This window comes from Alcaligenes sp. 13f (assembly GCF_020496585.1).
Taxonomy (GTDB): Bacteria; Pseudomonadota; Gammaproteobacteria; order Burkholderiales; family Burkholderiaceae_B; genus Alcaligenes; species Alcaligenes phenolicus.
The window spans coordinates 1-435 of record NZ_JAHKKC010000066.1 but is presented as its reverse complement, the minus strand read 5'-3'; the positions used below and the strand labels follow the sequence as shown (position 1 = coordinate 435).

The window sequence follows — 435 nt, the reverse complement described above, 5'->3', positions numbered from 1 at the left end:
CTGCTGGTCGATGAGCGGACGCGGGAGGTGGCGGAGTTGGTGCTGAACCAGCAGGCGCGGTCGAAGGCGGCGGAGCCGGTGCAGCGGCTGATCATGCAGGCGGGCGTGGACCTGTTGCCCGAGTGGGCGCGGCGGATGCACGGTTTCCCGTCGCCGGTGCTGCGCCAGCCGCTGCTGCGGGCGCAGACGCGGGGCGTGGCGCGTACGCTGCGCTGGGCGTTCGCCGGTCAGCCGAACCGGCGCGTCACACCCGGCCCCGCAGCACCGCCCAGGTCAGACGCAGCCGCTTGACCGGCTCAGGTGCGTCGGTCCGGACCAAGGCGGCGTAGGCGACGGCGGGAAAGGCCTGCGCCGGCAGCGCCTTCAGCGCGCGGTTGGCGGCGGGACGCAGCGCCCTCGCCTCGTCCGCCCGGCCGGTCTGGGCCAGACCCCGCA

General features: G+C 75.6%; 2 protein-coding genes. One reads left to right on the top strand and one right to left on the bottom strand.

Annotated features, from left to right (window positions below; translation table 11 throughout):
- Window positions 1-291: oxygenase MpaB family protein (locus KOE80_RS20155; RefSeq protein ID WP_226349849.1), on the top strand; the 291-nt coding region annotated here is incomplete at its 5' end.
- On the opposite strand, the gene KOE80_RS20150 is transcribed toward KOE80_RS20155, so the two are convergent.
- Window positions 245-435, bottom strand: a 191-nt coding sequence (locus KOE80_RS20150) for a hypothetical protein (RefSeq protein ID WP_226349848.1), incomplete at its 5' end; no start/stop codon positions are given. The two genes, KOE80_RS20155 and KOE80_RS20150, sit on opposite strands and share 47 nt — an antisense overlap.